The organism is Streptomyces sp. WMMC500 (assembly GCF_027497195.1).
Lineage (GTDB): Bacteria > Actinomycetota > Actinomycetes > Streptomycetales > Streptomycetaceae > Streptomyces.
Map to the genome: position 1 here is coordinate 1,559,908 of NZ_CP114905.1, position 24,814 is coordinate 1,584,721.

Here is a 24,814-nt window from a genome sequence, read left to right on the forward strand (position 1 = left end):
GATCTGTGGTGGCCGACGGAAGTCCGCAGCGAACAGAGTGCTCATGTGCAGGATGGTCGATGTGTTACATCTGCCAATCGCTTGCAATTCCGGGATCCCTGGTTATCGCGGTCGGAACGGGCTGTGGCGGCGGGACCCCGAAGCCGAGAAGCTTGTGACGTACGAGTACTACATGGGTGATCCGGAAATCCAGCGGCGCTCGTGGCAGATGCGGGGTAAGAATCGCACGCTCATGGCCCGGCCCAACGCCGCGCACCGGGCCGTCGCCGAACTCGCCCGCTCCGGCACCCCGGTGCGGGTGGTCACGCAGAACGTCGACGGGCTGCACCAGCGCGCGGGGCTGCCCGACCGCAAGGTGCTGGAGCTGCACGGCTCGTCCCGTACGGCGGTGTGCACCGCCTGCCCCTGGCGCGGGCCGATGGCCCAGACGCTGGCCCGGGTGGCGGACGGAGAGCCGGATCCGCCGTGCCGGGAGTGCGGCGGGATCCTGAAGTCGGCGACGGTGATGTTCGGGCAGCCGCTCGACCCGGAGGTGCTGGCCACCGCGGTGGCGGTGGCGGAGGCCGCGGAGGTCTTCCTGGCGGTCGGCAGCAGTCTGCAGGTGCAGCCGGCCGCGTCCCTCGCGGGCCGGGCCGCGGCGGCGGGGGCCCGGCTGATCGTCGTCAACGCCGAGCCCACGCCGTACGACCACCTCGCGGCCGAGGTGGTCCGCGAGCCGATCAGCGAGGCGCTGCCGCCTTTGCTGGCCCGGCTGGCCCGGCCGTGACCGCCTTCTCCCGCGCGCCCGCCATCAGCAGGGTGTAGAGCAGCAGGGACGCACCCAGGCCCACCGCCCAGCCGTAGTCCGCCAGCGGCTTCAGCAGCGGGATGAGGCCGTCCTCGGGGTACGGGCCCGACGCGCCCGCGTCCGTGTGCGAACCGCCGACCGCCAGCACCGCGCCCACCGCGAAGGCCAGGACGCCGCGCCAGTTCCAGCCGCCCGCGTACCAGTAGGCGCCGTCCCGGCGGTAGAGGCCGGGGAGGTCGAGCACCGTGCGGCGGACGAGCCAGTAGTCGGCGATCAGGACGCCGGCGACCGCGCCCAGCAGGCCGCCGTAGGTGCCGAGCCAGACGAAGATGTAGATGTCCGGGTTGGCGATCAGTTCCCAGGGGAACATCAGCATGCCCGCGGCGCAGGCGATCAGCGATCCGGTACGGAAGCTGATGGCCCTCGGCGCCAGGTTGGACAGGTCGTACGCGGGACTGACCAGGTTCGCCGCGACGTTCGTGGTCAGGGTGGCGAGCAGGATGACGAACAGGGCGAAGGCGATGCCCAGTTTGGTGTCCATGCGTGCGGCCAGCTCGGCCGGTTCCCAGACCGGCTTGCCGTAGACCGCCTGCGAACCCGACGTGACCAGGACGGACAGCAGCGCGAACGCGGCCATCGTGGTGGGCAGGCCGAGCGACTGGCCCCAGATCTGCGCGCGCTGCCCGGCCCCGAAGCGGGTGAAGTCCGGGATGTTCAGCGACAGGGTCGACCAGAAGCCGATCATGCCCATGAGGGCGGGGAAGAACACCTTCCAGAACTCGGTGCCCCAGCCCAGCTCGGACGGCTCGTCCAGCAGCGGGCCGAAGCCGCCGGCCTGGTCGGCGATCCATATCAGCAGTGCGACCGCGCCCGCGAGCATCAGCGGCGCGGCCCAGTTCTCCAGCTTCTTCACCCCCTCCATGCCGAAGAGGATGATGCCGACCTCGATCAGCCAGAAGAGGACGAAGCACAGCCACTGCGGCCACGGATAGCCGCCCCAGCTCCCGGCCCCGGTCCACCAGTCGGCGCCGATGATCTTCCCGGCCAGGAAGTAGATCGCCTGGCCGCCGATCCACGTCTGGATGCCGAACCAGGCGCAGGCGACGACGCCGCGCAGCAGCGCCGGCAGGTTCGCGCCCACCACGCCGAACGACGAGCGGGCCAGGACGGGGAAGGGGATCCCGTACTTCGGGCCCGCGTGGCCGGTCAGCAGCATAGGCGCGAGCACGATGAGGTTGGCCAGGGTGATGGTGAGGACGGCCTGCTTCCAGTCCATGCCCAGCGCGATGAGGCCGGCGGCCAGCGTCCAGGTCGGCACGTTGACCGCCATGCCGATCCACAGCGCGGCGAAGTTGTACGTGGTCCAGGTGCGCTTCGCGGCCGGGACGGGCATGAGGTCGCCATTGGCGTAAGGGCTGCCGGCGAGGTCGTCGCCGGGGGCGAGTTCCACCCGGCCGTCGGCGGACGAGGGCGGGAACGGTGTCGCGGCGTCGGCGGTCATGGGCCCTCCCTCAGGCCAGCGCCGGGATGACGTGCGTGCCGTACGCGTCGATGGTGGACTCCTTCGCGTCGTGCATCGCGTAGATCGCGAACTGGTGCACGCCCAGCTCCCGCAGCCGGCCGAGCTTCTCCAGGTGCGCCTCGACCGGGCCCAGGATGCAGAAGCGGTCCACGATGTCGTCCGGTACGAAGTCCGTGGACGGGTTCCCGGCGCGGCCGTGGTGGGAGTAGTCGTAGCCCTGGCGCTGCTTGACGTAGGCGGTCAGCGCCTCGGGGACGACGTCGGAGTGCTCGCCGTAGCGGGCGACGAGGTCGGCGACGTGGTTGCCGACCATGCCGCCGAACCAGCGGCACTGCTCGCGCGCGTGCGTCAGCGCCTCGGGGGTGCCGTCCGTGACGTACGCGGGGGCGGCGACGCAGATCGTCAGGTCGTCCGGGTCGCGGCCGGCCTGGGCGGCGGCGGTGCGTACCGCCTTGACCATGAACTCCGTGAGGTACACGTCGGACAGTTGCAGGATGAAGCCGTCCGCGGCCTGCCCGGCGAGCGCCAGCGCCTTCGGCCCGTACGCGGCCATCCACACCGGCAGCCGGCCGTTCTCGACCCACGGCAGCGTCAGCGTCGTGCCGGAGTCGCGGTCGACGACGGCCTCGCGGCCCTCGGCGAGGTCGCGGATGACGCGGATGGCGTCGCCGAGGCGGGCCAGGGTGTTCGGCGGGCGGCCCGCGACGCGCATGGCGGAGTCGCCGCGGCCGATGCCGCAGACGGTGCGGTTGCCGTACATCTCGTTGAGGGTGGCGAAGGCGGAGGCGGTGACCTCCCAGGCGCGGGTGCCGGGGTTGGTGACCATGGGGCCGACGGTGAGCCGCTCGGTGTGCTCCAGGATGCGGCTGTAGATGACGTACGGCTCCTGCCACAGAACGGTGGAGTCGAACGTCCAGCCGTAGCGGAAGCCGTTGCGCTCGGCGCGGCGCATCAGGCCCACGACGGCGGATGCGGGCGGGTCGGTCTGCAGCACGAGTCCGAAATCCACTTCGGCCCCCTTTGGGAACGATGCCGGAGGTGTGGGTCTGGTGGCTGGTTCTAGAGGAACTGGCAGGTGCCGCGCGGGATGTACTGGCCGTGTCCCGCGTGGCCGGTGAACTCGCGCCCGTCGAGGACGGTCTCGCCGCGGGAGAGCACGGTCTCGACGCGGCCGGTGATCTCCTTGCCCTCGTACGCCGAGTAGTCGACGTTCATGTGGTGCGTGGCGGCGGAGAGCGTCTGGCGGGCCCCGGGGTCGTAGATGACGATGTCGGCGTCGGAGCCGGGGGCGATGGTGCCCTTGCGGGGGTAGAGGCCGAACATCCGCGCGGGGGCGGCGCAGGCGATGTCGATCCAGCGGCGGCGGGTCAGGTGCCCGTCGAGCACGGCCTGGTGGAGGAGGTCCATGCGGTTCTCCACGCCCGGCAGCCCGTTGGGGATCTTGGAGAAGTCGCCGCGGCCCAGCTCCTTCTGGTCCGTGAAGCAGAACGGGCAGTGGTCGGTGGAGACGACCTGGAGGTCGTCGGTGCGCAGCCCGCGCCAGAGGGCGGCCTGGTGCTCGCGGGGGCGCAGCGGGGTGGAGCAGACGTACTTGGCGCCCTCGAAGTCCGGTTCCGCGAGGTTGTCGGTGGACAGGAACAGGTACTGCGGGCAGGTCTCGCCGAAGACGGGCAGGCCGGCGTCGCGGGCCTGCGCCAGCTCGGCGACGGCCTCCTCGGCGGAGACGTGCACGACGTACAGCGGGCTGCCGGCGACCCGGGCGAGCTGGATGGCGCGGTGCGTGGCCTCGGCCTCCAGCAGGACCCTGCGCACCTCGCCGTGGTGGCGCGGGTCGGTCCTGCCCGCCTTGAGGGCCTGTTCGACGAGGACGTCGATGGCGATGCCGTTCTCCGCGTGCATCATGATCAGCCCGCCGTTGCCGGCGGCGCGCTGCATGGCGCGGAGGATCTGGCCGTCGTCGCTGTAGAAGACGCCGGGGTAGGCCATGAACAGCTTGAAGGAGGTCACGCCCTCCTCGACCAGCCCGTCCATCTCCTTGAGCGTGTGCTCGTTGACGTCGGAGAGGATCATGTGGAAGGCGTAGTCGATGCTGCACTGGGCGTCGGCCTTGGCGTGCCAGGCGTCCAGGCCCTCGCGCAGCGCGCTGCCCTGCTTCTGGACGGCGAAGTCGACGATGGTCGTCGTGCCGCCCCAGGCGGCGGCGCGGGTGCCCGTCTCGAACGTGTCGGAGGCGAACGTACCGCCGAAGGGCAGCTCCATGTGGGTGTGCGCGTCGACCCCGCCCGGGATGACGTACTTGCCGGTGGCGTCGAGCGTGGCGGCCCCGGCGCGCCAGCCGGCGGCGGCGTCGCTGCCGTGCGCTGCCAGGGCGGTGACGCGGCCGTGCTCGACGAGCACGTCGGCGTGGATCTCGTCGGCGGCGGTGATGACCAGCCCGCCGGTGATGACTGTACGGCTCACGGCCTCTGCTCCCTTCCGGTGACGCGACGTCACCAGGGGTCTACACCCGTAGAGTCGAGCTGCGTGCGAAGACCGTAGAAGCATGGCACCGCGCTCGGCAATACCGCGGCAGCCACCCTTCGGGGCAGCGTGGCGGGGGGCCGTACGCGCCGATCGTGCGCGCCGCACGCCGTACCCGTGCGTACTGCACACCCTGTTCATGACAGCGGTGACTACTGCCGGCGCCCGTCCGGCTGCCATCCTTCCTGAGCGCAGTCAAAGTGACGGCCTTGGGGGGAAATGGACAAGCGATACGAGGCGTTCTGCCTGGCCGACGAGTATTTCTACGAAACTCCGGACCGACTGACAGACGCCGCCGACGCGGCGGCCGGGCACTTTCCCGTCGCCCGCCGCGAGACCCCCGAGGGGTGGATCGACGCGTGGTCCGGCGACTGGCGCCAGTTGCAGCCGCTGGAGGATCGTGACTGGCCGGAGCAGGGCTGGAAGATCCACGTCTCGGCCCGCCTCGACAACGCCGACCGGGTCGGCACGCATATCTGGGATTACTGCGTGCCGCGCGGCATTCCCTTCAAGTTCGTACCGGGAAAACAACTCCTCTATCTCCGCAACTCGAAATACGCCAGCCGCACGATCAGCGGAAAGTTCGCCACGATCTACCCCGGCGACGACGACATGCTGCACGCCGTGTTGCGGGAACTCGGCGGGCAACTCGCCGATGAGGAGGGCCCGTACATCCTCACCGATCTGCGCTGGCGGAACGGGCCGCTGCACGTGCGCTACGGCGGCTTCGCGCCGCGCTACTGCGTCGGCGCCGACGGGGCGCTGGTGCCGGCCGTCGAGGGACCGGACGGCACGCTGATCCCCGACCGCAAGGACCCGGCGTTCAGCGTGCCCGACTGGGTGGAGCTGCCCGGATTCCTCGCGCCGGAACTGGCCGCGCGCAACGCCACGACGACCACCGGCCTGCCGTACCGCATCGAGCGTGCCCTGCACTTCTCCAACGGCGGCGGCGTCTACGCGGGCACCGACCTGCGCGACGGCGCGCAGGTCGTGCTCAAGGAGGCCCGGCCGCACGCCGGGCTCGCCGCCGACGGCGCCGACGCGGTGGCCCGGCTGGAGCGGGAGAAGTCCGCGCTGGAGCGGCTGACCGGGCTGGGCGTCGCGCCGGGCGTCCGCGACTGGTTCGAGCTGGGCGGGCACCGCTTCCTGGTCATGGACTTCCTGCCCGGGCGGACCCTCAACTCCTTCTTCGCCGAGCGGCACCCGCTGCTGGCCGCCCGGCCGGACCCGGCCGAGGTGGCGTCGTACACCCGCTGGGCGGTGCGGGTGCACGGGGCGGTGGAGCGGGCCGTCGCCGCGGTGCACGGGCGGGGGCTGGTCTTCAACGACCTGCACATGTTCAACATCATGGTCGCGCCCGACGAGGACGACCCCTCGGTGGCGCTGGTCGACTTCGAGGCGGCGGCGCCGGTGGCGGCCGGGCCGCGGCAGATCGTGGCGCATCCCGGGTACGTCGCGCCGGCCGACCGCGAGGGCTTCGCGATCGACCGCTACGCGCTGGCCTGCCTGCGGATCGCGCTGTTCCTGCCGATGACGACGCTGCTGGCCGTCGACCGGCGCAAGGCGGCGCACCTGGCCGGGATCGCGGCGGAGCAGTTCCCGGAGCTGCCGGAGGAGTTCCTGCGGGAGGCGGTCGAGGAGATCGCCGGCGGACCGGCCGCGGTCACAGCCGCCGCCGGGGCGTCCCGGGCCGCCACGACGGCGGCGAGATCCGGCGCGAGGGCCGCCGAGCCGCTGTTGCCGGCCGAGCCCCACGACTGGCCGCGCAGCCGCGCGGCCATGGCCCGGGCGCTGGCCACCTCCGCGACCCCCGGGCGCGACGACCGCGTCTTCCCCGGCGACGTCGCCCAGTTCAACGACGGCGGCGGCCTCGGGCTGTCCTTCGGCGCCGCGGGCGTGCTGTACGCACTGGCCGAGGCCGGCGCGCCACGCAGCCAGGCCGGGGAGGAGTGGCTGCTGAAGCAGACCGCGGCACCGCCGCGCGGCACGCCGTTCGGGCTGTACGACGGGCTGCTCGGCGTGGCGTACGTCCTGGAGCGGCTCGGGCACGGCAAGCGGGCCCTCGACCTCACCGCGCAGGTGCTCGCCGAGAACTGGCACAGCCTTGCCTCGCACCTGCACGGCGGGCTCGCCGGCGCCGGGCTGGTGCTCGACCACCTCGCGACCGCCTGCGGCGAGCCGTCCCTGCACGACCACGCCCTGCGCGCCGCGACGCTGCTGACCGAGCGGCTCGCCGCGGCGGACGCCCGGCCGTCCGAGGGCTCGGCCGGTCCGCAGCCGGGCCGGGGCGGCGAGCGCGCCGGTCTGCTGCACGGCTGGACCGGCCCGGCGCTGTTCTTCCTCCGGCTCCATGAGCGCACCGGCGACCCCGCCCTGCTGGACGCCGCCGCCCGCGCGCTCCGCCGCGACCTCGACCGCTGCCGGGTCGACCGCACCGGCGGCCTCGTCGTCGACGAGGGCCACCGCACCATGCCGTACCTCGGCGACGGCAGCGCGGGCATCGCGACCGTGCTCGACGACTACCTCGCGCACCGCGACGACCCGGACCTCGCCGAGGCGCGCACCGCGGTGCTGCCCGCCGTCCGCATGCGCTACTACGCCCAACCCGGCCTGTTCCAGGGGCGGGCCGGGATGCTGCTGCACCTCGCCCGCACCGCGACCCCCGGCGTACGCCCCGGGGATCTCGCCGCCCAGGCCGCCGCGCTCTCCTGGTACGCCCTGCCGTACGGCAACGGGCTCGCCTTCCCCGGCGACCAGATGATGCGGCTGTCCATGGACCTGGCCACCGGAACCGCCGGCTGCCTGCTCGCGCTCGCCGCGGCGCAGCCCGGGAGCGGCGCCGGCCTGCCCTTCCTGTCGCCCGCGCACCGGCGCGGACGCCAGGCGGACCGGCCCCGTGACGGGGCCGGAGCATGTGCACCATCCGGCAAGTCCCAGCAGTAACCGAGCCAACCAAGGAGACATCATGGCGCTTCTCGACCTGCAGGCCCTCGAGGCAGCCGAGCAGACCGGCGGCGGCGACAGCAGCCTGAGCCTGCTGTGCGGCAAGCACAGCTCCCACAGCGTGCTGCTCTGCCTCTGACCCTCCCGCACCGAAGAGGCCCCGGGCGCACACGACGGCGCCCGGGGCCGCGGTCCCCTCGCCGGGTGGCGACGGCCGGCACCGGGGCGTAAGGGACGGACGGGCGACGGCACGGCACTGCGCGGGGAGGCCAGTCGGACGGAGGCGGTGGGAGGGGCGGGGCGCGGGGCGGTCGTACGGACGACGGGACTTCGCGCCGAGCCCGGGCGGACGGCGGCAGCCGAACGCGGGCCGGCACGTACGCGACACGGGGCGGCAGACCCGGGACCGGGACCCCGCACACGGCGGACGGCGGCCGGGTGGCCGGTGACGGCGGGGAGGAGGCGAAGCGCGTGGACGGCGAACCGGAGGGTTCCGCGGGCGGGACGCGGCGGCTGTTCGTACGGGCCGGGCGGCACAGCGGCGCGTACGCCGCCGCACTCTGCCTGGTCACCACCGCCGCCGCGGGCGCGGCGCTGGCCCTGCCCGCGATGCTCGGCGTCGCCCTGGACCGGGTGCTCACCGACTCGCCCGACGCCCCCCGCGCACTCGCCCTGTGCGCCGCACTGACCGCGGCGGTCATCCTGCTGGACGCCGCCGAGACCGTGCTCAACGGCGTCACCACCGCCCGCACCACCGCCTGGCTGCGCCGCCGTCTGCTGGGCGCCGCACTCGCCACCGAGCCGCGGCACGCCGCCGGGCTGGACACCGGCGACCTCGTCACCCGCGCCACCGGGAACGCCGCCCACGCCGGCGCCGCCCCCACCGCCGCCGCCTCCGCGCTCGGCGCGCTCCTCACCCCGGTCGGCGCGCTCGTCGCGCTGGCCGTCATCGATCCCTGGCTCGCCGTCGTCCTCGGCGTCGGCACGCCCGTACTCGTGCTCCTGCTGCGCGCGTTCGTCCGCAGCGCGGGCGACTGCGTGACCCGCTACCAGGAGGCGCAGGCCGCCATCGCCGCACGGCTGGCCGAGGCGCTGGCCGGCGCGCGGACGATCGCCGCCGCGGGCACCGTCGGCCGCGAGCGGAGCCGCGCGCTGGGCCCGTTGCCGGAGCTGAGCCGGCACGGCCACCGGATGTGGCACGTGCAGGGCCGCGCCACCGCGCAGGCGGCCGTCGTCGTGCCGCTGCTGCAACTCGCCGTCGTCGCCGTGGCCGGGCTGCGGCTGGGGGCGGGCCGGCTGAGCGTGGGCGAGTTGCTGGCGGCGGGCCGGTACGCGATGCTCGCCGGCGGCATCGGCGTCCTCGTGGGCCACGTCAACACCCTCGTACGCAGCCGGGCGGCGGCGCGCCGGCTGACCCCGGTGCTGCGGCTGCCCCCGATCCCGTACGGGCCGGACACCGCCCCGGCGCCGGCCGCCGGCGGCCGGCTGGAGCTGCGCGGGGTCACGGTGCGGCGCGGCGGGCGGACCGTGCTGCGCGGGCTGGACCTGACGGTGCCCGCGGGCGCGACGGTCGCGGTGGTGGGGCGCTCGGGTGCCGGCAAGTCGCTGCTCGCCGCGGTGGCGGGGCGGCTCACCGACCCGGACGGGGGCGACGTCCGCCTCGACGGCGTGCCGCTGGCCGGCCTGGCGCGCACGGAGCTGCGGGCGGCGGTGGCGTACGCGTTCGCGCGCCCGGCGCTGCTCGGCGGCACGGTCGCCGAGGCCCTCGCGTACGCCGACGCCCGCACCCCGATCGCGGCCGACCGCGCGGTCGCGGCGGCGCGGGCCGCCGACGCGGACGCGTTCGTACGCGCCCTGCCCGCCGGCTACGCCACCCCCGCCGCGGACGTGCCGCTGTCCGGGGGCGAGCTGCAACGCCTGGGCCTGGCCCGCGCCTTCGCCCGCGACGCGCGGCTGCTGATCATGGATGACGCGCTCTCCGGCCTCGACACCGCCACCGAACTCCGCATCGAGCGGGCGCTGCTGGCGCCCGGCGGCGCGCCGGGGTCCGGGAGCGGTGCGGACGGCCGCCCGCGCTTCGGCGGTGGAGGTGGCGGCGGTGGCGGTACGGACAGTGGTGCCGAGGGGGGTGACGCCGCTCTCCGTACCCGCGTCCGCGCTGCGCGCGGGAGCCGGCTGGTCGTGGCGCACCGGGCGGCCACGGCGGCGCGCGCCGACCTCGTTGCGTGGCTGGACGGCGGCCGGGTCCGCGCTCTGCGTCCACACACGGAGCTGTGCGCCGACCCCGCGTACCGCGCCCTGTGGGACGAGGAGCCGCCCGGTGCGTGAGCGCGACGCCGAGCGCCGCCCCGCCGGGCCGGGCCCGGCTCCGGCCACCTTCCCGGGCGCGGCCACCGGCGCCCCCGGCCCGGCGCCCGCACCCCGCGTCGCGGGTGCCCGTAGCCATGCGTACCGCGCCCGGCAGCACGAGGAGCCCACCGATGCGTAAGCGCACCACCGACCGCCCTGCCACCGCCCCGGCCCCCGGCGCCGCCCCGGCCGCCGCCGCCGCACCCGCCGGTGCGGACCCCGCGCCCGGGCTGCGGGTGCTCGTGCCCGCCGGGCTGCGGTTCCTGCGCCGGCGGCGGCGGGCCGTCGCGGCGGTGGCCGGATGGTCCGCCGTCGAGGCGCTGCAGACCTTTCTGCTCGGGCACGCCCTCGCGCGGGCCGTCGACCGGGGGTTCCTGGCCGACCGCCCCGGGGTGGGCCTCGGCTGGCTCGCCGTCGCTGCGGTGGGCGTCGCGGTCGGCGCCTTCGGGACGCTCCGGGTGTACGGGGCGGTGGCCCGGCTCACCGAGGACCTGCGGGACACCCTCGTCAGGCGGGTCGTCACGGGGTCGCTGGAGCGCGCGGCGGCCCGGGGGCGGGCCGAGGGGCCGGCGGCGGTGTCGCGGCTGACACACCAGGTGGAGATCGCCCGCGACGGCTTCGCGGGTCTGGTGATGGTGACCCGGTCCTTCGTCGTCACGGCCGCCGCCGCGCTGCTGGGGCTGCTGACCCTGGCGCCGCCGCTGCTGCTCGTGGTGCTGCCGCCGCTGGCGGCGGGGCTGGCGGTCTTCGGCTTCTCGCTGCGGCCGCTCTCGCGCTGCCAGCGGGACTTCCTCGCCGCCGACGAGGCGCTGGCCGCCGAGCTGGGCGCGGTGGTGGACGGGCTGCGCGACGTCGTCGCCTGCGGCGGCGAGCGGCGTGCGGGCGCCGCCGTACGGGCCAGGGTCGACGCCGAGTTGCGCGCCTCGACGGCGCTCGCGCGGTGGGGCACGGCGCGGGATGTCGCCGTGGGCGTCGGCGGCCGGCTGCCGGTGGTCGCGCTGCTGCTGGCCGCGCCGTGGCTGCTCTCGCGGGGGGTGACCGCGGGCGCGCTGGTGGGTGCGCTGGCGTATCTGACGCAGGCGCTGCTCCCGGCGCTGCAGTCGCTGGTCTTCGGCCTCGGCGGCACGGGCGCCCGGCTGACGGTGGTGGCGGGCAGGCTGTACGCCGCAGGCCCTCCGGGCGGGACGACCGGAGCCGCTGCGGCCGGCGGCGAGGCTGCGCACCCGCCGACAGACGGCGCGGCCGGGAGCCCGCTGGCGACGGGCAAGCAGTACCGCGCGGGCCCTCCGCACGGCGCGGCCGAGACCGGCGCGCACCGCGGCGACGCCGAGCAGCCCGCGGCCGACGGCGCGGCCGGGAGCCCGCGGTCCCGGGGCGCCGCGGTGGCGCGGGCGGACCGCGCCCCGGCCCCCGGCGCCTCGCTCCCCGGCCCGCCCGCCGCCCCGGCCCTCGCCGGCCCCGCCGCGGGCGGCCCTCCGGCTCCCGGTCCCGGTGTCGTGCTCGAACTGCGGCGGGTGTCGTTCCGCTACGGGCCCCGCTCCGACGCCGTCATCCGCGGGCTCGATCTCGTCGTACGGGACGGGGAGCATCTGGCCGTCGTCGGGCCCAGCGGCATCGGGAAGTCGACGCTGGCGAGCCTGGCCGCCGGGCTCGTGGCGCCCGGGACGGGCGAGGTGCGCCGGGCCGGGCGGCCCCTGCTGCTGCCGCAGGAGGCGTACGTGTTCGGCGGCACCCTCCGCGACAACCTCGCCTATCTGTGCCCCTCCCCCGTCGGCGACGCGGAACTCCACCGCTCCGCGCACGCGGTCGGCGCGGAGCCGCTCGTGGCGCGGCTCGGCGGGCTGGACGCGCGGCTGCGGCCCGCGGAGCTGTCGGCCGGCGAGCGGCAGCTCCTCGCGCTCGCCCGCGCGCACGTCGCGCCGCCCCGGCTCGCGCTGCTCGACGAGGCGACGTGCCACCTCGACCCGGCCGCGGAGGCCCGGGCGGAGCGGGCGTTCGCGCGGCGGCCCGCCAGCACGCTGGTGGTCGTCGCGCACCGCGTCGCGTCGGCCGCGCGGGCGGACCGGGTGCTGGTGCTGGACGGCCGGTCCGCGCTGGCGGGCACGCACCGCGAACTGCTGGCGCGCTCGCCGTTCTACCGTGAGCTGACCGGTGCGGGCGCGGGTACGGGCGCGAGCACCGGCACCGGCGGCGCGACCGCCGGCCACCCGCCCGTCCCGGCGCACCCCGGGACCTGACCCGGCCGCGCCCCACGGCCCCACGGGCCCGAGACCCGGGTCCCCGGTCCCCGTCCGCCCGGCCCGGGCGGACGGGGGCCCGTCAGAGCCAGCCCGCGCTGTCGGCGATGCGGATCGCGTCGACCCGGTTGCGCGCGCCCGTCTTGCGGATCACCGCGGCGAGGTAGTTGCGCACCGTGCCGCCGGCCAGATGCAGGGCGGCCGCGATCTCGGCGACCGGAGCCCCCTCCGCCGCGGCGGCCAGCACGGCCAGCTCCCTGCTGGTCAGCGGCATGTCCGCGGCCCGCAGGAAGTCGCAGGCCAGCGCTTCGTCGATGTACCGGTCGCCCGTCGCGACCCGCCGGATGGCGGCGATCAGCCTCTCCGGGGCCGAGTCCTTGCTGACGAGGCCCCGCACGTCCGCCTGCGAGGCACGCCGCAGCAGCCCCGGCCGCCCCGCCTCGGTGAGGATCACCATCCTTTCCGCGGCGGTGCCCGGAAGCCCGGACCACTCGCCGTCGCCGTCCACCACGCACACCTGCGCCTGCCAGTCGGCCGCCGGTCCGCGCGAGTGGTGCCACGCCGTCGTGAGTACGTCGAGATCCTGTTCTCCTCCCAGCAGTGCGGCCAGCGCGGATCTGATGAGCATCGTGTCGTGTATCAGAAGCACGCGGATCACGGAGCCCCCCCACGTCACCCGGAAACGAGGCCGACGGGGTCACGGTCGGTCCGCTTATGAATACACGGAGACACCGCCGGTTTGCGCGCGTAGTTCCGGACATCGTGGTGCGAGCAGGGCGCACAACCCGGCGGAAGAGCCGACCGCGCGCCCCCCTCTGGTCCCTTGACACCTCGTCGGCCCCGTGAGCGACAAAGGGCCGGCCGCGCGGTGCGCGGCCGGCCCCTGCGTGGTCGGTGCTCCCGTCAGCCGCCGTCCGTTCCGGCGTCGGCGGCGTGCAGGGCCCGTTCGAGGACCGCCGCCCCCTCCTCCGCTTCCGCGACGGTCAGGGACAGGGGCGGCGCGATGCGCAGCGTCTCGCCGAACTTGCCGCGGCCGACGAGCAGTCCGCCGGCGCGGGCGTGCTCCAGCACCGCCGCGGCGTGCCCCGGGGTCGCCAGCTCGATGCCGATCATCAGGCCCCGGCCGCGTACCTCGCGGACCGAGGCAAGGCCCGCCGTGGCGGCCCGCAGCCGCTCGATGAGCAGCCCGCCGACGCGGCGGGCGTTGCCCTGGAGGTCGTGCTCCAGGACGTAGCCGAGGTTGGCCAGGCCCGCGGCCATGGTGACCGGGCTGCCGCCGAACGTGGACAGGGAGTTGGCGTCCAGGCAGTTCATGATCTCGGCGCGGGCTACGACGCCGCCGATGGAGGCGCCGTTGCCGATTCCCTTGGCGAAGGTGAGCATGTCCGGCGGGCCGTTGCCCGCGTGCGCCTGCCAGCCCCAGAAGTGGTCGCCGGTACGGCCCCAGCCGGACTGCACCTCGTCGGTGATCCACAGGATGCCCTCCTCGGCGAGCACCTCGCGGAAGGCGGCGTACAGGCCGTCTGGCGGGGACGTGAAGCCGCCGACGCCCTGGACGGGCTCGGCGATGAGGGCGGCGACGCCGCGGGTCTGGGACAGCATGTCGCGCAGGTCGGCGACGCAGGCGTCGATGAACGCGGCGTCGTCGAGGTGCGCGAAGGGGCCGCTGCCGCGGATGCCGCCGTGGACGTAGAGGGTCTGCAGCGGGGAGAGGCTGGTGGGCGACCAGGCGCGGTTGCCGGTGATGCCGACCGCGGTGAAGGAGCGGCCGTGGTAGCTGTTGCGCATGGCCAGCACCTGGTTCGAGCCGCGGTACGTGCTCGCCAGCAGCAGCGCGGTGTCGTTGGCCTCGGTGCCGGAGGAGGTGAAGAACACCCGCGCGTCGGGGATGCCGGACACCTGCGCGATGCGCTCGGCCAGCTCCACCATGGGGCGGTTGAGGTAGAGGGTGGAGGTGTGCAGGATGCGGCCGGCCTGCTCGGCGACCGCCTTGGTGACCTCCGGGAGGGCGTGGGCGGTCATGGTGGTGAGGATGCCGCCGAAGAAGTCGAGGTAGCGGTTGCCCTCGGCGTCCCAGACGTGCCGGCCCTCGCCGTGGGTGATCTCGATGGGCTCGGCGTAGTAGAGCGCCATCCAGTCGGGCAGGACGGCCCGGTGCCGGGCGAGCAGGCCGCGGTGGACGCCGCCGCCCCCGCCCGCGTTGCTCCCGGCGCTCACGGCTTCACCAGGTCCTCGTACGCGTCCGGGCGGCGGTCCCGGTAGAACGCCCACTGCTGCCGGACCTCCTCGATCATGCCGAAGTCGAGGTCGCGCACCACCAGTTCCTCCTCCTTGTCGCTCGCGACGTCGCCGACGAACTGGCCGCGCGGGTCGACGAAGTAGCTCGTGCCGTAGAAGTCGTTGTCGCCGTACTCCTCGACGCCGACGCGGTTGATGGCGGCGATGAAGTACTCGTTGGCGACGGCCGCGGCGGGCTGCTCCAGTTGCCACAGGTACGCCGACAGGCCGCGAGAGGTGGCCGACGGGTTGTAGACGAGCTGCGCGCCGCCGAGGCCGAGGGCGCGCCAGCCCTCGGGGAAGTGCCGGTCGTAGCAGATGTAGACGCCGACCCTGCCGACGGCGGTGTCGAAGACCGGCCAGCCGAGGTTGCCCGGCTTGAAGTAGTACTTCTCCCAGAAGCCCTTGACCTGCGGGATGTGGTGCTTGCGGTACTTGCCGAGCACCGTCCCGTCCGGGTCGATGACGACCGCGGTGTTGTAGTAGAAGCCCGACTGCTCGACCTCGAAGACGGGGACGACGACGACCATCCCGGTCTCGCGGGCGAGGGCCTGCATCCGCACGACGGTGGGCCCGTCCGGCACGGGCTCGGCCCAGCGGTAGTGCTCGGGCTCCTGCACCTGGCAGAAGTAGGGGGCGTTGAAGACCTCCTGGAAGCCGATGATCGCCGCGCCCTGGGCGGCGGCGGCTCTCGCGTGCTCCTCGTGCTTCGCGATCATCGACTCGGTGTCGCCGGTCCACGTCGCCTGGACGAGTGCGGCGCGTACAACGTTGGCCATGGCTGCTCCTCGGACGGGACGCCGGAGGCTCTACGCACGTAGAAGCCGGGGCGGATCTCTGAACGTAAGTCGCCGCGGGAGCGCTGGCAAGAGCGGCGCACCGAACGGCGGCGGGCCGGGACGGCGGGGGTCAGGCGGAGTCGGGCGCGCCGGGCAGGCCGGCGGAGCGCAGCGCGTGGGCGAGCCGGCGGTGCCGCTGGGCGGGCCCGCGGCGGGCGGCGCGCAGCAACTGCGGCACGAGCCGGCCGGGGTCGGCGCCGGCCAGTTCGACGGCCTCGTCGCTGCCGCGGGTGGCGGCGAAGGCGTCGAGCAGTTCCTCCGACTCCCGGTCGCGGCCGGCGCGGTGGAGGGCGGAGAGGATCGCGGCGAGTTCGGGTACGGGCCGGGCGGCGGCGTGCCGGACGAGCTGGAGCGCCTCGCGCGTACGGCCGGCGGCGGCGAACGCGTCCGCGGCTCCGGTCAGCCGCTCGGGGGGCAGCGCGGCGGCCTCCCACAGGAGGGTCGCCACCTCGGCGGTTCCGACGGTGCGCTCCAGTTCGGCGACGAGGTCGGGCAGCGCCTCGGGCGGGCCCGCCGCGGCGGTGCTCAGCCGGGCGTACGCCTCACCGGTACGGCCCGCGTCACGCAGGGCGGCCACGGTGGCGGCGGTCTCGCCGGCGAGCCGTCGCCCGGCGGCTCGCCGGGCGGCCGCACGGTCGGCTTCCGCCGCGTCCTTTCGCCGCCGCCCGCCGCCCCCGCGCCCGCCCCCGGCCCCGGCCCCGGCGAACCGGGCGCCACGGGGCGGCGGTACGGAAGGCACGGGGGTGGCACCGCCGGCGGACTCGGGGATACCGGCCGCGGGCGGGGCACCCGCCCCCGCGGCATCGGAGCCCGGGAAGCGGGCGCCGCGGGGCGGGGGCGGCACCGCCTCGCCGGCTTCGGCCCCGGACCGCCCGGCGCCGCCGGAGCCCGGCGCAGGACCGGCACCGGCCGCACCCGCGGCACGCTCCGCACCGCTCCCGGCGGCGCCCGGCGGCACGCCCTCGTACGCACCGCCCACTGCGGGCAGCACCGGCGGCGGCGCCGGCGCGGCTCCCGCGAACCGGGCGCCCCGGAGTGCCGCCGGGGGCGGTGCTGCGGGCTCCCGTCCCGCCGCCTGCCGGTCCAGCGCCTCGATCCGGCCGCGCAGCTCCGCGCAGCGGGCGGACGCGCGGGTGGCGTCGTCGCGCACCCAGGCGAGTTCGTCCTCCAGTTGCTGCGCCGTCCAGGGGTCCGGCTCCACCGCCAGGCGGGCGCGCAGCCGCTCGGCGCCGTCCTCCGCCGCGCGGTGCTCCGTGAGCCGGGCGCGGAGCACCGCGGTCAGGGCGGCGCGGTCGGGGCGGCGGGCGTCGTAGGCGGCGACGGCCGCGCGGTGCAGGTCGCGGGCGCGCGGCAGCGCCGCGCCCGCCGCCCGCCGGTCGCCGTGCTCGGCCAGGTCGTGCAGCAGTGATCCGACGACGTCCCACGGGGGCAGCACGGAGCCGTCCAGACAGGCGCGCAGCCCGTCCGGATCGCCGCGGCGAAAGACTCCGTACCAGCCGGTCTCTTCGTCCAGCCATCCCGTGATCTGCCGTAAGAATCGTGCCAGTTCCGCCATTTCCGGCGGCAGTGCTTGTTCCGCCACGGCGGGCATTCGACACCCGGCTTGTTTCGTCCGCGCTACGGGGACTTTGCGGTCGCGGTAACCGGAACGCGAGGGACGGCGGCCTCGAACAACGATACGGACGACCGCTAGCATGCCCCGTCATGAGCGAACCCATCCTCGTCCTCGTCTCGGCCGCCGCCGGCCTCGTGGTCGGCGCCGCACTCGGGTGGTACGCGCGCGGCGCCCTCGGCGGGCGCCGCCACCGGCGCCGGGAGCGCTTCTTCGGGCTGCCGCGCAACTCGGAGGCCCTCGTGGTGGTGAACCGGGACGCCGGCGGCGGGGACTGGAGCGTGGCCAAGCACGACGCGCTCGCCCTGCTGGAGCTGTCCGCGGTGATCAAGTCCTGCGGGGCGCACGCGCAGGTCGTCGCCCAGGACACCGCGCAGCAGGCGTTCGGCGACCGCACCGAGTTCTGCGTGGGCACCCCGATATCCAACCGCCGGATGGCCGCGCACATGCAGTCGCTGCTGCCGGGCGTACGGATCAACACCGACCCCGAGCCGGGCCCCGACCGCGGCGCGTTCGCCGTGGGCACCGAGCGCTACCGGCTGGAGAACGGGGTCAGCGAGCACGTACTCCTCGCCCGGCTGGTCGCCGGGCAGGAGGCCCGGCCGGTGTTCCTCTCCTGCGGCCAGCGCTCGATCACCAACCAGGCGGCGATGCGCTACCTGGTGAAGAACGAGAGCAGGCTGAACCGGAAGTACGGCAGCAGTTCCTTCGTCCTGCTGCTCAAGGTCGTCAACTCGCAGTCGTACGGACCCGATGTGGTGGAACTCGTCGGGGACGTGACCAAGCAGGCGCAGACGACACTCGCCCCGCCGGCGGGGAAGCACGGCAAGTCGTGACCGCGCCCGCATGGCCATCGCGCCCACCCGGCGCGGCCCGGACGCACCCCCGGAGGGCACCGTGACGGCGGTGCCGACCTAGGTACGCATTCGCTCCCTGAGTACCTAGCCTGTCGGGCGAGTTGTGGGAGAGGAGCCTCCGGTATGGGCGACGCCAGGCCGGTGTACCAGCGCATCGCCGACGATCTGCGCGAGCGGATCGACGGCGGCGAGCTGTCTGTGGGGGCGCAGATCCCGTCGCGCTCCCAGCTCAAGCGCGCGTACGCGGCGAGCGACCAGACCGTGGACCGTGCCGTGCGGGTGCTGAAGGCCGCGGGCTACGCCCAGGGGCAGTTCGGCCGCGGCGTGTTCGTCGCCGACCGCACCCCCGTGGGCAGCCTGCTGCGCAGCACCGGCGCGGTCGACTCCCCCTTCGCCGCCCGGCTGGTGCCCGACGGCGTGGCGCTGGCGTGGGAGGCGGTCTCCGCGCCCGTGCCCGCGCCGCGGGAGGTGGCGGGGCGGCTCGGGATCCCGGCGGGCGACCGGGTGATGTGCACGCAGTACGAGTATCTGGCCGACCGCAAACCGGTGCAGTTGGCCGTGAGCTGGGAGCCGCTGGCGCTCACCGACGGCACGGACGTCGTCTTTCCCGAGCGCGGCCCCTACGCCCGGCGCGGCGTGCGCGGCCGGTTCGCGGCGATCGGGATCCGGGTGGTACGGGCCGCGGAGCTGGTCGGCTCGCGGTCGGCGACGACGGCGGAGGCCGAGGCGCTGGGCTGCGCGCCCGGGCAGTGCGTGACGACGGTCGAGCGCACGCACTACGACGAGCACGGCCGGGCGGTGGAGACCTCCGAGGCGGTGGTACGGGCCGACCGCTGGCGGCTGGAGTACGACATCGCCTTCACGGGCTGACGTCCGCCGCGGCGGCCGTCAGCCCTCCGCGACCTCGCCGTACATCTGGGACAGCTCCGGCGCCCCGTTCGCCGCCCACTCCGCACCGATCTCCAGCACGTCCATCTCCCGCCCCGAAGACAGCCGCACCACCGGCGCGCCGTCCTCCGGGTCGAGCGCCCACTGGGCGCCCGGGACCGTCCGCACGATCACCGTGCCCAGGTACAGTCCCGCGTCGCTGCCCAGCCAGGGCGTGACCTCCGGGTCGTCGCGCCAGCCCGGCAGCAGTTGGTCCAGCTCCTCCAGCGACCGCGGGGTGTCGTCCAGCTCGACGCCCGCCGACTCCGCCTGGACCCGCAGCAGTTCGCACTCGCTGAGCAGTTCGGTGACGCCCTCCTGGTCGACCGGCGTGTCCACGTGCGACGTCCGCTGCTCACGCCCGGAGCCGTGCCGCCTGCGCCAGTTGTCGAGGAAGGAGATGTTCATGCCCCCACCCTCGCATCCGGGCAGGCGGCAGCACCACAGGCGCGCGGATCCGATTCGCTCACCAGGTGTTTTCCGGAAGGCCGTCTTGACCGTTCACCCGCGCCTCTCTAGCTTCATTGCGCCCCCCTGAGATAACTGGTCATGTCGAGACGCCGAACCGGGACCCGGAGGGCCGCCTTGCGGATTCGCCTCGTCACCACCGCCACCCTGCTCGCACTCGCCGCCACCGCCGTGCCGGTGGCCGCCCAGACCGCCGAACGGCCCGGCGGGCCTCGGCCGTTGGCCGAACTGTTCGACAACACCGCCGTCAGCGACGACGCCGACCCCGGCGCCGCGGACTTCGACGGCGCCGGCAGCTCCTTCTCCGCCCGGGACCTGGCCGCCGCCGGCTGGACGCCCGGGCGCACCCTGGACATCGACGCCGCCGGGCTGCGGCTGCCGCGCTACGGCGGCGGCGCGCCCGACAACGTCGTCGCCGACGGCCAGTCCGTCGCGCTGCGCGGCAAGGGCGGCCCGGCGGCGTCGGTGTCCCTGCTCGTCGCCGGCTCCTCCCCCGGCGCTCCGGGCGCCGGCGTCTCCGGCACCGGCTCCGTCCGGTACGCGGACGGCAGCTCCAGTCCGTACCGCCTGACCGCGCCGGACTGGCGCTCCGGGCCGCTCACCACCAAGGCGCTGGCCCTGCCGCGACGGGGCACTCCCGAGGGGCCGCTGGCCGAGCCCACCCGGCTGTACGCCGTGTCCGTGCCGGTCACCCGCGGCAAGCGGATCGCCTCGCTCACCCTGCCCGACGACCCGGGCCCCGCGGCCGATCTGCACGTCTTCGCCGTCTCCGTACGCCCCGAGGCCACCGGCTGGACCGGGAGCTGGGCGGCGAGCACCTCCGGCTACACCGCCGTGGGGCCGTGGACCGACCGGACCCTGCGGCTCGTGGTGCACGCCGGCGCGGGCGGCGACCTCACCCGCGTGCGGCTGGCCAACACCTTCGCCGCGGCACCGGTGCGGATCGGGCACGTGACCGTCGCCGTGCAGGGCGAGGGCGCCGCCACCGCCGGCCGGCCGGTGCCGCTGACGTTCGGCGGCCGGACCGGCACCGCGGTGGCCGCCGGTGCCGAGGCGGTCAGCGACCCGGCCCGCTTCACCGTGCCGCCCGGGTCGAACCTGCTGGTCAGCATCCATCTGCCGGAGACGGTCAGCGCCGCCCCGGTGCACGCCCTGGCCATGCAGACCTCGTACATCAGTGCCGAAGGCAGCGGCAACCGCGCCGGCGACGTGGGCGCCGGCGCCTTCACCGGCACCCTCGGCACCTGGCCGTTCCTCACCGGCATCGACGTGCGCGGCGGCCCCGGCTCCGTCGTCACGCTCGGCGACTCCATCACCGACGGGCACAGCTCCGGCACCGGGACGAACCAGCGCTGGCCCGACGTGCTCTCCGCCCGGCTGCGCGCGCAGGACGACGTGCCCCGCTACGGCGTACTCAACCAGGGCATCTCCGCGAACCGCATCGTCACCGACCGGTACAAGGGCGACGGCGTGAGCACCGACGTCGGCGGCGTCAGCGCCCAGCACCGGCTGGAGCGCGACGTGCTGGCGCAGACCTCGGCCCGTACCGTCGTGGTCTTCGAGGGCGTCAACGACGTGCGGGCGGGCACCGGCGCGGAGGAGGTGATCGCCGGGCTGCGCGCCATCTCCGACCGGGCGCGGGAGCGGGGGCTGCGGGTGGTGGCCGCCACCATCGCGCCGTGCGAGGGCTTCGGCGACTGCACCCCGGCCGTCGACGCGCGACGCACCGCGGTCAACGACTTCATCCGGGCCGAGGCGGGCGGGGCCGACGCCGCGTTCGACGCGATGCTCGACTTCGACGCCGTCCTGCGCGACCCGCAGCGCCCCCAGCGGCTGCTGCCGGCGTACGACAGCGGCGACCACCTCCACCCCGGGCCCGCGGGCCTGAAGGCGGCGGCCGACTCGATCGACCTGGGGCTGCTGGTGCCCCGCGGCTAGCGGCTACAGGTCGAGGTCGACGACGACGGGGGCGTGGTCGGACGGGTTCTTGTCCTTGCCCGGCCGCCGCGCCTCCCGGTCGACGTAGGAGTCGGTGACGGCGGCGGTGAACGGCGCGTTGGCGTAGACGTGGTCGATGCGCATGCCCTTGTTCTTCTGGAAGCCGAGCTGGCGGTAGTCCCAGAAGGTGAAGGGGATGTCGTACTTCAGCGCGCGCGGGTAGACCTCGCCGAGCCCGGCGGACTTCTGCAGCTCGACGACCGCCGCGCGCTCGGCCTCGCTGACGTGCGTGTGCCCGTCGAAGAGGGAGATGTCCCAGACGTCCTCGTCCTTGGGCGCCACGTTGTAGTCCCCGAGGAGGGCGTAGGGGCGCTCGCCGGGGGCCTCCTCCGCGGCCATCGCGCGCAGCGCCTCCAGCCAGCGCAGCTTGTACGCGTAGTGGTCGTGCCCGACCTCGCGGCCGTTCGGCACGTACAGCGACCAGACGCGCGCCGGGCCGCACGTCGCGCCGAGGGCGCGGGGCTCGGTGACGCCGTCGTACTGAGGCTGGTCCGGCAGGTCCACGGTGACGTCGGCGAGGCCGATCCTGGAGACGACCGCGACCCCGTTCCACCTGCCGTCGGCGCGGATCGCCGCCTCGTACCCCAGACCGTCCAGCGCGGCGCCCGGGAACGCCTCCTCGGTGCACTTCAGCTCCTGGAAACACACCACGTCGGGCGCGGTCTCCTCAAGCCACTGCAGGATGCGGGGCAGCCGCGGATTGATCCCGTTGACGTTCCACGTAGCGATGCGCACAGCCATGCCGACAACCTACCCCGCCCCACTGACACCGGGCCGGGGAGCCCGTCCCTGCGCACCGGGGAGCGTGCGGGCCGCCCTTCAGAGCGTGAGGCTCGCGCCCCGGTCCAGCCGGATGTGGTCCGCGCCGCCGACGCCCGGCCCGTCCGGGCCCAGCATGCGGTCGTAGAGCCCCCACGCGACGTCGGCGAGCAGCCCGTTGTGGATGTCGACCGCGCGCCGCGGGGCGACGGCGCGGACGTAGTCGATGACCTCGGAGACCTTGTTCCACGGCGCCATCACGGGCACCAGCAGCGTCTCGACGTCGCGCTCCGGCACGGTCAGCGCGTCGCCCGGGTGGAAGACGGCGCCGTCCACGACGTAGCCGACGTTCGTGATCCGGGGGATGTCCGGGTGGATCACGGCGTGCAGTTGACCGTGCACCTCGACCTCGAAGCCGGCGGCGGTGATCACGTCGCCCTCGCCGACGGTGTGCACCCGCCCGGGGAACGCCGCGGCGACCTGTTCCGCCACGCTGCGCAGCGTCCACAGCTCGGCCGCCGGGTTTGCGTCGAGCGCGGCGCGCAGCCGGCCCTCGTCGAAGTGGTCGGGGTGTTCGTGCGTGACGAGCAGGACGTCCGCGCCCACCGCGGCGTCCTCCTCGCTGTAGCCGCCGGGGTCGACGACGAGCACCGCCCCGTCCTTGGCGAGCCGGACGCAGGAGTGGCCCTTCTTCGTCAGTTCCATGATGCCGGTGACAACTCCTCGTCAGTACTCCGCCGTGGACACGGTACGCACCACGAGGTTCTCGGGGTCCGCGGTGTTGACGACGATCGACACGTCGGGAAGCGCGCCCGGCTGGGTGAGCTTCAGCCCCGACCAGTTGCCTTCGGTGAAGTCCCAGCCGGCGGTCTCCGCCTGCGCGGGCGTGACGGGGTTGAAGCCGTCCCGCAGCCGGGGCAGCGGCCGTACGTCCGAGCGCGAGAACGTCACTTCCAGGTACTCGTCCACCGACTGCTGCGGCCCCGTGAAGTCGACGTACAGGGCGCTGTCGTGCAGCGCGTTCTCCTCGTAATAGCTGATGTACTCGGCGCCGCCGGGGACGGGCACCTGGTAGATGCGGCGCAGCAGCCGCGGCGGCCAGCCGGGCTCCATCTCGGTGTAGGCGGCGCGCTCGGCCTTGTCGCGGCCGCTCTCGCGGCTCTGCTGGGTGGAGATCCAGCCGTAGACCAGCGGGATGCCGACGAGCAGGGCGATGGCCAGGTACGCCTTCCAGGAGCGGGCGACGCGGCGTGGGGGGCGCTGGGACATGTGCCCATTGTGTGCGGGCTCGGGGTCGTGGCCGCGTCCGGGGCGCTCGCCGGAGTCCTGCAGAGTCACTTCCCCACCACCTGTGCGAACCGCTCGTACCGCTCGACGCGCCGCCGGTTGGTCCGGCGGAACCTGCGGGCCACCAGCCGGGCCAGGTCGGCGGCGCCGACGAGACCGGCGTCGTTGCCGAGGCGGGCGCGTACTATCCGGGCCTCCGGCCGGTAGCCGCGGCCGGTGAGGCTGCGCGCGAAGGCGTCCTGGGCGGGCTTGATGAGCAGGTCGTCGGCGGCGCTGACGCCGCCGCCGATGACGAAGCACGACGGGTCGAGGGCGGCGGCGAGGTTGGCGATGCCGACGCCGAGCCACTGGCCGATGTCCTGCAGCAGCTCTGTGCACATCGCGTCGCCCTCGCGGGCCAGCTCGGTGATGAGCGGGCCCGTGATGTCGCCGACGTTGCCCTTGACGCGGTCGATGATCCCGTACGCGACCGGGGACTCGGCCGCGGCCAGCTCGCGGGCCTCGCGCACCAGCGCGTTGCCGGAGCTGTACTGCTCCCAGCAGCCGCGGTTGCCGCACGGGCAGCGGTGCCCGCCGGGCACCACCTGCATGTGGCCGAACTCGCCGGCCACCCCGTACTTGCCGCGCTTGACCTGGCCGTCCTCCAGGATGGCACCGCCGATGCCGGTGCCCAGGGTGATCATGACGAGGTAGTCCTCGCCGCGGCCCGCGCCGAAGCGCCACTCCGCCCAGGCGGCGGCGTTGGCGTCGTTGTCGACCATCACGGGGACCCGCAGCCGCTCGGAGAGCGCGTCGCGCAGCGGCTCGTTCCGCCAGGACAGGTGGGGGGCGAAGAGCACCCGGCTGCGGTCGGTGTCGATCCAGCCGGCGGCGCCGATGCCGACGGCGTGCACGTCGTGGCGCTCGGAGAGGTCGAGGACCAGCTCGACGATCACGTCCTCGACGACCTTGGGGCTCTTGGACTTGTCGGGCGTCTCGGTCGTCGCCCGCTCCAGGATGTGCCCGTCGGCGTCGACGACCCCGGCGGCGACCTTGGTGCCGCCGATGTCGATGCCCACGGTGGGCACCCGGGGCGCGGTCAGGTGCGAGCGCCGCTCGCGGTGGCTCACGCTGCGCAGCACGGTGGCGCGGGCGGCGCCGCGGGGCGCTCGCTGCGGCGCGGCGGGGTTCACCGGTTCCCCCCGTCTGTGGCGGCAGTCCGGCGAGAGCCGCCGCCCCAGAGTCCCCGCAAGACGTGGCGGTGCGCCCGGACAGACCACTGCGGGGCACGGAGGTGCTCACTGCGTGCACGTTCGCGCAAGGGGGCGTCCTCTCCCCTGTCGGGTATCGCTGACGGGGGAGATTCTGCCTTACGGGAGCGCGGTGCCGCATGGCGGTCGCGTGCGGGCCACGGCCAAGCGGTCCGCGCCCCTCCGGCCCGCCGCACGACGGC

General features: G+C 75.0%; 21 protein-coding genes. 9 read left to right on the plus strand and 12 right to left on the minus strand.

Annotated features, from left to right (window positions below):
• The first annotated feature begins 43 nt into the window (after positions 1-43).
• Positions 44-766 carry a Sir2 family NAD-dependent protein deacetylase gene (locus O7599_RS06270; protein WP_281621095.1) on the plus strand — a complete coding sequence of 241 codons (723 nt, stop codon included), beginning with the start codon at positions 44-46 and terminating at the stop codon, positions 764-766.
• Here the strand turns inward: O7599_RS06270 and O7599_RS06275 are convergent.
• From O7599_RS06275 to hydA, 3 genes are read right to left on the minus strand one after another with little or no spacing between them, the layout of a single operon-like run.
• Positions 720-2,288, minus strand: coding sequence for an NCS1 family nucleobase:cation symporter-1 (locus O7599_RS06275; RefSeq protein WP_281621096.1), 1,569 nt, complete (start codon positions 2,286-2,288; stop codon positions 720-722). The genes O7599_RS06270 and O7599_RS06275 overlap by 47 nt on opposite strands.
• A 10-nt stretch (positions 2,289-2,298) precedes the next feature.
• Positions 2,299-3,318, minus strand: a complete 1,020-nt coding sequence (locus O7599_RS06280) for a TIGR03842 family LLM class F420-dependent oxidoreductase (RefSeq protein ID WP_281621097.1) — start codon at positions 3,316-3,318, stop codon at positions 2,299-2,301.
• Positions 3,319-3,368: 50 nt separating this feature from the next.
• Positions 3,369-4,769, minus strand: a complete 1,401-nt coding sequence (gene hydA / locus O7599_RS06285; protein WP_281621098.1) for a dihydropyrimidinase — start codon at positions 4,767-4,769, stop codon at positions 3,369-3,371.
• Between the two features lie 279 nt (positions 4,770-5,048).
• Between hydA and lanKC the strand changes: the two genes are divergently transcribed.
• From lanKC to O7599_RS06310, 5 genes are all read left to right on the plus strand, one after another.
• Positions 5,049-7,772 (plus strand): class III lanthionine synthetase LanKC, encoded by a 2,724-nt coding sequence (gene lanKC / locus O7599_RS06290; RefSeq protein WP_281621099.1) that lies wholly within the window; start codon positions 5,049-5,051, stop codon positions 7,770-7,772.
• Between the two features lie 22 nt (positions 7,773-7,794).
• Complete coding sequence (locus O7599_RS06295; protein WP_281621100.1) at positions 7,795-7,911, plus strand: SapB/AmfS family lanthipeptide; 117 nt, start codon at positions 7,795-7,797, stop codon at positions 7,909-7,911.
• A 470-nt stretch (positions 7,912-8,381) separates the two neighbouring features.
• On the plus strand, positions 8,382-10,100 hold the full coding sequence (locus tag O7599_RS06300; protein ID WP_281623292.1) for an ABC transporter ATP-binding protein: 1,719 nt from the start codon (positions 8,382-8,384) through the stop codon (positions 10,098-10,100).
• Positions 10,093-10,260, plus strand: coding sequence for a hypothetical protein (locus O7599_RS06305; protein ID WP_281621101.1), 168 nt, complete (start codon positions 10,093-10,095; stop codon positions 10,258-10,260). The genes O7599_RS06300 and O7599_RS06305 overlap by 8 nt, the downstream gene beginning before the upstream one ends.
• A 97-nt stretch (positions 10,261-10,357) precedes the next feature.
• The gene (locus O7599_RS06310) at positions 10,358-12,358 is read left to right on the plus strand and encodes an ABC transporter ATP-binding protein (RefSeq protein WP_281623293.1); all 2,001 of its coding nucleotides are present in this window, start codon (positions 10,358-10,360) and stop codon (positions 12,356-12,358) included.
• 82 nt (positions 12,359-12,440) lie between these two features.
• Here O7599_RS06310 and O7599_RS06315 read toward each other — a convergent pair whose 3' ends face one another.
• From O7599_RS06315 to O7599_RS06330, 4 genes are all read right to left on the minus strand, one after another.
• Entirely contained in the window at positions 12,441-13,016 is a 576-nt protein-coding gene (locus O7599_RS06315) for a response regulator transcription factor (RefSeq protein WP_281621102.1), read from the minus strand.
• 245 nt (positions 13,017-13,261) lie between these two features.
• Complete coding sequence (locus tag O7599_RS06320; protein ID WP_281623294.1) at positions 13,262-14,491, minus strand: aspartate aminotransferase family protein; 1,230 nt, start codon at positions 14,489-14,491, stop codon at positions 13,262-13,264.
• An 80-nt stretch (positions 14,492-14,571) separates the two neighbouring features.
• A complete protein-coding gene (locus O7599_RS06325) occupies positions 14,572-15,414 on the minus strand; it encodes a nitrilase-related carbon-nitrogen hydrolase (protein WP_281621103.1) in 843 nt (280 codons plus the stop codon).
• A gap of 130 nt (positions 15,415-15,544) precedes the next feature.
• Complete coding sequence (locus O7599_RS06330) at positions 15,545-17,056, minus strand: hypothetical protein (protein WP_281621104.1); 1,512 nt, start codon at positions 17,054-17,056, stop codon at positions 15,545-15,547.
• A 122-nt stretch (positions 17,057-17,178) separates the two neighbouring features.
• Between O7599_RS06330 and O7599_RS06335 the strand changes: the two genes are divergently transcribed.
• Complete coding sequence (locus O7599_RS06335) at positions 17,179-17,922, plus strand: hypothetical protein (protein ID WP_281621105.1); 744 nt, start codon at positions 17,179-17,181, stop codon at positions 17,920-17,922.
• 144 nt (positions 17,923-18,066) lie between these two features.
• A complete protein-coding gene (locus O7599_RS06340; protein ID WP_281621106.1) occupies positions 18,067-18,813 on the plus strand; it encodes a GntR family transcriptional regulator in 747 nt (248 codons plus the stop codon).
• 18 nt (positions 18,814-18,831) lie between these two features.
• On the opposite strand, the gene O7599_RS06345 is transcribed toward O7599_RS06340, so the two are convergent.
• Positions 18,832-19,278 (minus strand): DUF6278 family protein, encoded by a 447-nt coding sequence (locus tag O7599_RS06345; protein ID WP_281621107.1) that lies wholly within the window; start codon positions 19,276-19,278, stop codon positions 18,832-18,834.
• Positions 19,279-19,455: 177 nt separating this feature from the next.
• Between O7599_RS06345 and O7599_RS06350 the strand changes: the two genes are divergently transcribed.
• Positions 19,456-21,276 carry an SGNH/GDSL hydrolase family protein gene (locus O7599_RS06350; RefSeq protein WP_281621108.1) on the plus strand — a complete coding sequence of 607 codons (1,821 nt, stop codon included), beginning with the start codon at positions 19,456-19,458 and terminating at the stop codon, positions 21,274-21,276.
• Positions 21,277-21,279: 3 nt separating this feature from the next.
• Here the strand turns inward: O7599_RS06350 and O7599_RS06355 are convergent, their stop codons facing one another.
• From O7599_RS06355 to O7599_RS06370, 4 genes are all read right to left on the minus strand, one after another.
• Positions 21,280-22,071, minus strand: coding sequence for an exodeoxyribonuclease III (locus tag O7599_RS06355; RefSeq protein WP_281623295.1), 792 nt, complete (start codon positions 22,069-22,071; stop codon positions 21,280-21,282).
• Positions 22,072-22,155: 84 nt separating this feature from the next.
• Positions 22,156-22,800, minus strand: coding sequence for an MBL fold metallo-hydrolase (locus tag O7599_RS06360; protein ID WP_281621109.1), 645 nt, complete (start codon positions 22,798-22,800; stop codon positions 22,156-22,158).
• 21 nt (positions 22,801-22,821) lie between these two features.
• A complete protein-coding gene (locus O7599_RS06365; protein ID WP_281621110.1) occupies positions 22,822-23,364 on the minus strand; it encodes a hypothetical protein in 543 nt (180 codons plus the stop codon).
• A 65-nt stretch (positions 23,365-23,429) separates the two neighbouring features.
• Positions 23,430-24,554 (minus strand): ROK family glucokinase, encoded by a 1,125-nt coding sequence (locus O7599_RS06370; RefSeq protein WP_281621111.1) that lies wholly within the window; start codon positions 24,552-24,554, stop codon positions 23,430-23,432.
• Positions 24,555-24,814 lie beyond the last annotated feature (260 nt).